Source organism: Aeromonas sp. 2HA2 (genome assembly GCF_029237345.1).
In the GTDB taxonomy this organism is placed as follows: Bacteria; Pseudomonadota; Gammaproteobacteria; order Enterobacterales; family Aeromonadaceae; genus Aeromonas; species Aeromonas salmonicida.
This window is the reverse complement of the sequence record NZ_JAACGB010000006.1, coordinates 232058-240000: the sequence shown is the minus strand read 5'-3', so window position 1 is coordinate 240000 and position 7943 is coordinate 232058. Positions and strand designations below refer to the sequence as shown.

The window sequence follows — 7943 nt, the reverse complement described above, 5'->3', positions numbered from 1 at the left end:
CATTCATTACCTAGGCAATGAACTTCAGCGGCTCAATGAATTGCTGAAATAAACTGTTCGACTTCTTATTGCTAAGAAATCGTCTTGGTCACTTCACCAGACATTGAAAATCAACAAAATTGTTTGATGTTCGATGCTGTGAGTGCCCACACAGATTGCTTGATTCAAATTGTTAAAGAGCGACGCAACAGTGTGTTGCTGCGGGAGTGGAATTCTACTCAACCGCCTTCTCGAGTCAAGCCTTATTTTCAAAGGCTTTTTGAGGTTATCGACTTGGCTTTCTGCGTTGCCGCTTGCCCTGTCGATGGAGGCGCATTATAGGGAGTTGAATCTTTCTGGCAAGCAGATAATTGCAAAAAGATGGCTTTCATCAACCGTTCGCTCATAAAGCCACCAATACGCATGTTAAGCGAACGAAATCAGCCCGCGACAGGCACTGAAACGGCGAAATCGTGCAGGTTGTCGTAGATGGCATCCGCCAAGGCGATGCCGGCGTCAGTCACAGGTTTGCCAGTACGCACCATGACTTTATGACCAACCTTGGCACTGGCCGCCGCTTTCAGGTCGGAAGGTTTGTCGCCAACCATATAAGAACGACTCATGTCGACGTCCAGCTCCTGTTGTGCCAACAGCAACATGCCAGGTTCAGGTTTGCGGCAATCACAAGGGGTGCCGAGATCCGGGTGATGTGGACAGAAATAGATTCCATCGAGATCCACATCCCGATCGGCCAGTGACCAATCCATCCATTCGGTCAGATTCATGAAGTCATCTTCACTGAAGTAGCCGCGGGCAATACCAGACTGATTGGTAACGACGATCAACAGATAGCCTTTCTTCTTTAACAGTTGCAGGGCTTCGATCACACCGGGCAGGAAATGGAAGTCATCGACTTGGCTGACATAACCTGTGTCTTCGTTGATGACACCGTCACGGTCCAGAAAAATGGCGGGCTTGCTCACTGGGGACTACCTCAATAAATGATTTTGCAAAGTATCTCATAAGGCATAAGACCCAAAAAGAAAAAGGGGCGGCCGAAGCCACCCCTTTTGATGTTTGTAATAACGAATCGATTAAGCGATTACGCTAGCTACAACACCGGCACCTACGGTACGGCCACCTTCACGGATAGCGAAACGCAGGCCGTCGTCCATTGCGATCGGTGCAATCAGGGTAACAACCATTTTGATGTTGTCGCCTGGCATTACCATCTCTACGCCTTCCGGCAGTTCGATGGTACCGGTCACGTCGGTTGTACGGAAGTAGAACTGCGGACGGTAGCCTTTGAAGAACGGGGTATGACGACCACCTTCTTCTTTGGACAGTACGTACACTTCAGATTCAAACTTGGTGTGCGGCTTGATGGAGCCCGGCTTGGCCAGTACCTGACCACGCTCTACGTCTTCACGCTTGACGCCACGCAGCAGCGCGCCGATGTTCTCGCCTGCACGACCTTCGTCCAGCAGCTTGCGGAACATTTCAACACCGGTACAGGTGGTAGAAACGGTATCTTTGATACCCACGATTTCTACGGTCTCACCGACTTTGACGATACCGCGCTCTACACGACCGGTAACTACGGTACCACGGCCAGCGATGGAGAATACGTCTTCGATAGGCATCAGGAACGGCAGGTCAATTGCGCGCTCCGGCTCCGGGATATAGGTATCCAGGTGGCCAGCCAGCTCGATGATCTTCTCTTCCCATGCAGCGTCGCCTTCCAGCGCTTTCAGCGCGGAACCACGAACTACCGGCAGGTCATCACCCGGGAAGTCATACTCGGTCAGCAGTTCACGAACTTCCATCTCGACCAGTTCGAGCAGCTCTTCGTCATCTACCATGTCGCACTTGTTCATGAACACGATCATGTACGGGATACCAACCTGGCGACCCAGCAGGATGTGCTCACGAGTTTGCGGCATCGGGCCGTCGGTCGCGGCTACTACCAAGATCGCGCCGTCCATCTGGGCAGCACCGGTGATCATGTTTTTAACGTAGTCGGCGTGACCCGGGCAATCTACGTGCGCGTAGTGGCGGGTAGCGGTGTCGTATTCTACGTGGGAGGTGTTGATGGTGATACCACGCTCACGCTCTTCCGGTGCCTTGTCGATCTGGTCGAAGGCGAAAGCTTTACCACCGAAGTGCTTGGCCAGCACGTTGGTGATGGCGGCAGTCAGAGTGGTTTTACCGTGGTCAACGTGGCCGATGGTGCCGACGTTAACGTGCGGTTTGTTACGCTCAAATTTTTCTTTAGACACGACGTAGTCCTTCTAGGTTAAACCCGCCTACCGTCGTAGGCGGGGAATCATAAATTACTTGGATTTGCGCTCTTCGATAACTGCCTGAGCCACGTTGTTCGGGGCGTCGGAGTACTTAGCGAATTCCATTGCGTAGGAAGCACGACCTTGGGTAGCGGAACGCAGTGCGGTCGCATAACCGAACATTTCGGCCAGCGGAACCAGGGCACGTACGATCTTGCCGGACGGGCCGTCTTCCATACCTTCGATCAGGCCACGACGACGGTTCAGGTCACCGATAACGTCGCCCATGTAATCTTCCGGAGTCTCGACTTCGACCTGCATGATCGGTTCGAGCAGTACCGGATTGGCTTTCATGTAACCAGACTTGAAGGCCATGGAAGCAGCGATTTTGAACGCCAGTTCGGAGGAGTCGACATCATGGTAAGAACCGAAGTGCAGACGCACGCCCAGATCCATTACCGGATAGCCTGCCAGCGGGCCGGATTTCAGCTGCTCACGGATACCCTTGTCAACACCAGGGATGTATTCACCAGGAATCACGCCGCCTTTGATGTCGTTAACGAACTCGTAGGCTTTGCCGGCTTCCAGCGGGTACATGTCGATAACGACGTGACCGTACTGACCACGACCACCAGACTGCTTGGCGTGCTTGCCTTCGACATCCTTGACGGTTTCGCGGATGGTTTCACGGTAGGCAACCTGAGGCTTACCTACGTTCGCTTCAACCTTGAACTCGCGACGCATACGGTCAACGATGATGTCCAGGTGCAGCTCACCCATACCGGCGATGATGGTTTGGCCAGATTCTTCGTCAGTCCATACGCGGAAAGACGGATCTTCCTGCGCCAGACGGCCGAGTGCCAGACCCATCTTCTCTTGGTCAGCCTTGGTTTTCGGCTCAACCGCGATGGAGATTACCGGCTCCGGGAATTCCATACGCTCGAGGATGATCGGCGATTTTTCGTCACACAGGGTGTCACCAGTGGTCACGTCTTTCAGACCGATGGCGGCAGCGATATCGCCTGCGCGAACTTCTTTGATCTCTTCACGCTTGTTGGCATGCATCTGAACGATACGGCCGAAACGCTCGCGCTTCTCTTTGACAGAGTTCAGCACTGAGTCACCGGAGTTAACCACACCGGAGTAAACGCGGAAGAAGGTCAGGTTGCCTACGAACGGGTCGGTGGCAATCTTGAACGCCAGAGCAGCGAACGGCTCGTCATCAGATGCATGACGCTCGTCTTTGGTAACGCCGTCCAGCTTCAGGCCGTCGATGGCAGCTACGTCGGTCGGAGCCGGCAGATAGTCAACCACGGCGTCCAGCATGGCCTGTACGCCCTTGTTCTTGAACGCGGAGCCACAGGTAACCAGGATGATTTCGTTGTTCAGAACGCGCAGACGAAGAGCTTTTTTGATCTCTTCCTCGGTCAGTTCTTCACCACCCAGGTATTTTTCCATCAGGTCTTCAGACGCTTCAGCAGCGGCTTCAACCAGAGACATGCGCATTTCTTGCGCCTGTTCCAGCAGCTCGGCCGGGATCTCTTCGTAATCGAAGGATACGCCCTGGTCAGCTTCGCTCCAGTTGATGGCTTTCATCTTGACCAGGTCGATAACGCCCTTGAAGTTCTCTTCTGAACCGATGTTCAGTTGCAGAGGAACCGGGGTACCTTTCAGACGGGTCTTGATGTGCTCAACGCAGCGCAGATAGTTCGCACCGGTACGGTCCATCTTGTTGACGAACGCAATACGGGGAACTTTGTATTTGTTAGCCTGACGCCATACGGTCTCAGACTGTGGCTGTACGCCACCTACGGCACAGTACACCATCACGGCGCCATCCAGAACACGCATTGAACGCTCTACTTCGATAGTAAAGTCAACGTGGCCGGGGGTATCGATGATGTTGATACGGTGCGGTTGGAACTGTTTACCCATACCGGACCAGAAAGCGGTGGTCGCGGCGGAGGTGATGGTGATACCACGCTCTTGTTCCTGTTCCATCCAGTCCATGGTGGCTGCGCCATCGTGAACTTCACCGATCTTGTGACTTACACCGGTGTAAAACAGAACGCGCTCGGTAGTAGTAGTCTTACCGGCGTCGATGTGAGCGGAGATACCGATATTACGATAACGCTCAATGGGGGTTGTACGAGCCATTGTCATCCTCTTACTAGGAGCGGACCCCTAGATAACTGAAGGTGCGCAGAGCCAAAAGACCCTGCGCAAGCGGATTACCAGCGGAAGTGAGCGAAGGCCTTGTTCGCTTCAGCCATACGGTGAACGTCTTCACGTTTCTTGACAGACGAACCCTTATTGTCAGCGGCATCCAGCAGCTCGCCAGCCAAACGCTGAGCCATTGATTTTTCACCACGTTTACGAGCGGCGTCAACCAACCAGCGCATTGCCAAGGCATTGCGACGGACCGGACGAACTTCTACCGGCACCTGATAGGTTGCACCACCGACACGACGAGATTTAACCTCGACGGCCGGACGAATGTTGTCCAGGGCTTCTTCGAATACGGCCAGGTGATCTTTGCCAGATTTGGTGGCAATGATGTCCAGCGCGCCATATACGATGGCTTCGGAAACAGATTTCTTACCGTCAACCATTACTACGTTGACAAATTTAGCCAGCAGCTCTGATCCGAACTTGGGATCCGGCAGGATTTTACGCTGACCAACAACACGACGTCTTGGCATTTCAAATTCTCCGTAACTTCAGGGGTTACCCAAAACTAGAAAGTTATCTAACTAGAAACGAATTAACGTTTGGCCTTACTTAACGGAGAACCATTAAGCTTTCGGACGCTTCACGCCATACTTGGAGCGAGCCTGCTTACGGTCTTTAACACCGGCACAGTCCAACGCACCACGAACGGTGTGGTAACGAACACCTGGCAAGTCTTTTACACGACCGCCACGGATCAGCACAACGGAGTGCTCTTGCAAGTTGTGACCTTCACCACCGATGTAGGAGGTGACTTCGAAGCCGTTGGTCAGACGTACACGGCATACTTTACGCAGTGCAGAGTTAGGCTTCTTCGGGGTGGTGGTATATACACGAGTGCACACGCCACGCTTCTGAGGGCACGCTTCCAGCGCAGGCACGTTGCTTTTAACAACGAGCTTGATGCGTGGCTTGCGAACCAACTGGTTAATAGTTGCCATCAAAAGGCTCCTGATAATGACTTCATAAACATGTGAAAAATCCTCCCCGCAGATACGGGGACGCGAAATTTTATGCCCTGTTGTCAAGGGAGTCAAGATTTATACAATCCGTGCCGCAAAAGGGCACAATGGATCCCTTGTAAAGAGTCATAACTGACTGAACTTCATCGATAAAAATGGATGCTAGCCGCCCCAGGTCTGTGGTGACCCTTTTTCGGCGATCAACGCGACCAGACCGGCCATATCCAGATCCATCCCGATCCTCTGCTGCAATCCCCTCGCCTGCAAGTCTTCTCGCATCACATAGAGCGGAATATCTGCCAATCGCTCGCACCATTGAGGGGCCGTAGCCGCGATAACGGCATCCTGCATCAGCACCAAGAGGTCATCCGGCTGGCGATAGCAGAGCGCCTGTTCCAGATCCTGGCTCAGGAAGGGGGACGTCAGTATCAGCTGTATCATGGTCACCTCAAAAACAGATATGGGTAGCGCATTGGCCCCACTGACGGCAGATATCGGCACGGGAGAGGCTCTCAGCAGGGATCAGCAGGTCATCCATCGTCAGACCTCGTTCGGCAAGCGAGTCGGCACACACATAGACTTCCTCGATGTCATACAGCTCCAGCAGCTTGAAGGTCGGTGCATAGTGGCGCTGCAAGATGGCTTGAGGCTGCTGCTCCCTGACCAGTTGCAAGACACCGTCACCGATGAGGAACATGGCGAGCGACTCGGTCAGCGCCGAGGTCGCCAGCAAGGCATCCAGTCCTTCCCGTCCGGCCGCGGTACCATGGGGACCACGCCGACAGATGAAAGCTATCTTGTTCATCTCACCCTCCTAGAACTGGACAAAGCGATCGGCGGTCAGGCTGGCTTCGGCCAGCTGACCCAGCCCACTCAGGCAAAATGGTGCTTGCAGGTTGAACTGCACCTTGCCTGCCCCCTTCGCCTCAGTCTCATCGAGCACACCACGCCGCATGGCGGCGGCAACGCACACATCGATACGTATCCCCTGCCCTATGGCCAACTCACGCCACAGCGCCACCAGGTTGCTCTCATCGGAGGCGGGAGCGTGCAGTTCGTTGCCATTGCAGACCCCATCTTGATAGAAGAACAGGTGTGATAGCCGGTGCCCTTGTTCGACGAGACTCAAGGCAAAACGGTAGGCGGTGCTGGCCGACTGGGTGCCATAGGCAGGCCCCGTCACCAACAGGGCGAAACTCAGACTCATATCCGGACTCCTGTGCAGGTCTCTGTCCATTCTACGCCAAAGACAAAAAAGCCCCTCTAGGGAGGGGCTCTTCATTCAGCCGTGGATCAGACGTAAGCGATGGCTTCGACTTCAACCAGTACATCTTTGGGCAGACGGGCCACTTCCACACAGGAGCGGGCCGGCGCCGAGTCACCAAAGTAGCGTGCATAAACCTGGTTAAAGGCAACGAAGTTGTTCATGTCGCTGAGGAAACAGGTGGTCTTCAGCACCTTGCTGGTGTCGGCACCCGCCGCCTTCAATACTGCAACCAGGTTCTTCATCACCTGCTCGGCCTGCGCTTCGACGCCGCCAGCCACGATCTCCATGGTGGCAGGATCAAGCGGGATCTGCCCGGAGGTGAAGACCAGCTCGCCCAGTTTGGTAGCCTGAACATACGGACCAATTGCGGCTGGCGCCTTGTCGGTTGCAATAACTTCTTTAGCCATTCTTGTCTATCCCCTTCTATGGCGCTTACTCGTTCTCGTCTTCACCCTGCTTGCGCTGTCGGATGTACAGATAAACGGTATGTTTGGAAATATTCAGTTTGTCGGCGACCAGATTGATCGAGTCCTTGATATCAAATATGCCCTTCTCGAACAGCTGGGTCACGATAAACCTGTTTTTAGCATTGTTGGCAACGGTCGGATCACGGTTGATCTCATCGATGGTGTTATCCACCGTCTGGGCGACCAGCTCTTCCACACTGTTGGCAAACGTCTCCGGTGACTGGCGCTCAACTTGTTGCGGCGTCGGAAAAAACTCGGCGACAAACTCGTGAAAAGGCGCATTGATGTGCAAGTTGATGCAGATAAGACCGATCACCTGCTTGTCACTGTTCCTGATAGCGATGGTACTCGACTTCATCAGGGCACCGGTACGGCTGCGGGCAAAATAACTCTGGGTGTAATCCTGGCCGGTATTCTCTATGTCCTTGAGCATACGCAGCGCGAGATCGGTAATGGGGGCCCCCTCGTTCCGTCCCGTATTGAACCCGTTGGCAATCTTGATCACGGACTCGTGCAGATTTTCCAGGGAGTGAAGAACCACTTCACAGTGCTTGCCGAACAATTCGGCCAAGCCTTCGATAAGCCCTCCATAGGAGCGCAACAATTCCCTGTCTTCGTCTGTAAAAGTGCGACCGATCAGTTGCTCTTCGGGAAGCATCACTTCCTCGATACCGACAGTCATGTTCTACCTCTGTAATAACCATTCAACTTTCCCGAGTTTTCAATTGCGGGGGGGCAAAGTCAACTTTTTTTGATT

General features: G+C 53.7%; 10 protein-coding genes. All 10 read right to left on the bottom strand.

The window, feature by feature from the left end; genetic code table 11:
- Positions 1-419 precede the first annotated feature (419 nt).
- The 10 genes from gmhB to GWQ29_RS10865 all read right to left on the bottom strand — a co-directional run bounded on the left by gmhB (position 420) and on the right by GWQ29_RS10865 (position 7868).
- The gene (gene gmhB, locus GWQ29_RS10910; RefSeq protein WP_275919408.1) at positions 420-962 is read right to left on the bottom strand and encodes a D-glycero-beta-D-manno-heptose 1,7-bisphosphate 7-phosphatase; all 543 of its coding nucleotides are present in this window, start codon (positions 960-962) and stop codon (positions 420-422) included.
- 111 nt (positions 963-1073) lie between these two features.
- Positions 1074-2258, bottom strand: a complete 1185-nt coding sequence (tuf, locus tag GWQ29_RS10905; RefSeq protein WP_033135315.1) for an elongation factor Tu — start codon at positions 2256-2258, stop codon at positions 1074-1076.
- A 54-nt stretch (positions 2259-2312) separates the two neighbouring features.
- Positions 2313-4418: an elongation factor G gene (fusA, locus tag GWQ29_RS10900; RefSeq protein ID WP_275919407.1), complete on the bottom strand. Its 2106-nt coding sequence runs from the start codon at positions 4416-4418 to the stop codon at positions 2313-2315.
- Between the two features lie 74 nt (positions 4419-4492).
- A complete protein-coding gene (gene rpsG / locus GWQ29_RS10895; RefSeq protein WP_005318583.1) occupies positions 4493-4963 on the bottom strand; it encodes a 30S ribosomal protein S7 in 471 nt (156 codons plus the stop codon).
- Positions 4964-5056: 93 nt separating this feature from the next.
- Complete coding sequence (gene rpsL / locus GWQ29_RS10890) at positions 5057-5431, bottom strand: 30S ribosomal protein S12 (protein WP_005306278.1); 375 nt, start codon at positions 5429-5431, stop codon at positions 5057-5059.
- A gap of 183 nt (positions 5432-5614) precedes the next feature.
- A complete protein-coding gene (gene tusB / locus GWQ29_RS10885; protein ID WP_017412466.1) occupies positions 5615-5893 on the bottom strand; it encodes a sulfurtransferase complex subunit TusB in 279 nt (92 codons plus the stop codon).
- A 7-nt stretch (positions 5894-5900) separates the two neighbouring features.
- Positions 5901-6257, bottom strand: a complete 357-nt coding sequence (tusC, locus tag GWQ29_RS10880; protein ID WP_005318577.1) for a sulfurtransferase complex subunit TusC — start codon at positions 6255-6257, stop codon at positions 5901-5903.
- A gap of 9 nt (positions 6258-6266) precedes the next feature.
- Positions 6267-6659, bottom strand: a complete 393-nt coding sequence (gene tusD, locus GWQ29_RS10875) for a sulfurtransferase complex subunit TusD (RefSeq protein WP_058396003.1) — start codon at positions 6657-6659, stop codon at positions 6267-6269.
- Between the two features lie 86 nt (positions 6660-6745).
- Positions 6746-7126: a RidA family protein gene (locus tag GWQ29_RS10870; RefSeq protein WP_005318574.1), complete on the bottom strand. Its 381-nt coding sequence runs from the start codon at positions 7124-7126 to the stop codon at positions 6746-6748.
- A 25-nt stretch (positions 7127-7151) separates the two neighbouring features.
- Positions 7152-7868, bottom strand: a complete 717-nt coding sequence (locus GWQ29_RS10865) for a transcriptional regulator (RefSeq protein ID WP_005318572.1) — start codon at positions 7866-7868, stop codon at positions 7152-7154.
- Positions 7869-7943: the final 75 nt, after the last annotated feature.

Excerpts from the sequence above, each read along its gene's own strand:
- fusA (WP_275919407.1), bottom strand. The coding sequence starts at position 4,418 with ATGGCTCGTACAACCCCCATTGAGCGTTATCGTAATATCGGTATCTCC.
- rpsG (WP_005318583.1), bottom strand. The coding sequence starts at position 4,963 with ATGCCAAGACGTCGTGTTGTTGGTCAGCGTAAAATCCTGCCGGATCCC.
- rpsL (WP_005306278.1), bottom strand. The coding sequence starts at position 5,431 with ATGGCAACTATTAACCAGTTGGTTCGCAAGCCACGCATCAAGCTCGTT.
- tusB (WP_017412466.1), bottom strand. The coding sequence starts at position 5,893 with ATGATACAGCTGATACTGACGTCCCCCTTCCTGAGCCAGGATCTGGAA.
- tusC (WP_005318577.1), bottom strand. The coding sequence starts at position 6,257 with ATGAACAAGATAGCTTTCATCTGTCGGCGTGGTCCCCATGGTACCGCG.
- tusD (WP_058396003.1), bottom strand. The coding sequence starts at position 6,659 with ATGAGTCTGAGTTTCGCCCTGTTGGTGACGGGGCCTGCCTATGGCACC.
- GWQ29_RS10870 (WP_005318574.1), bottom strand. The coding sequence starts at position 7,126 with ATGGCTAAAGAAGTTATTGCAACCGACAAGGCGCCAGCCGCAATTGGT.
- GWQ29_RS10865 (WP_005318572.1), bottom strand. The coding sequence starts at position 7,868 with ATGACTGTCGGTATCGAGGAAGTGATGCTTCCCGAAGAGCAACTGATC.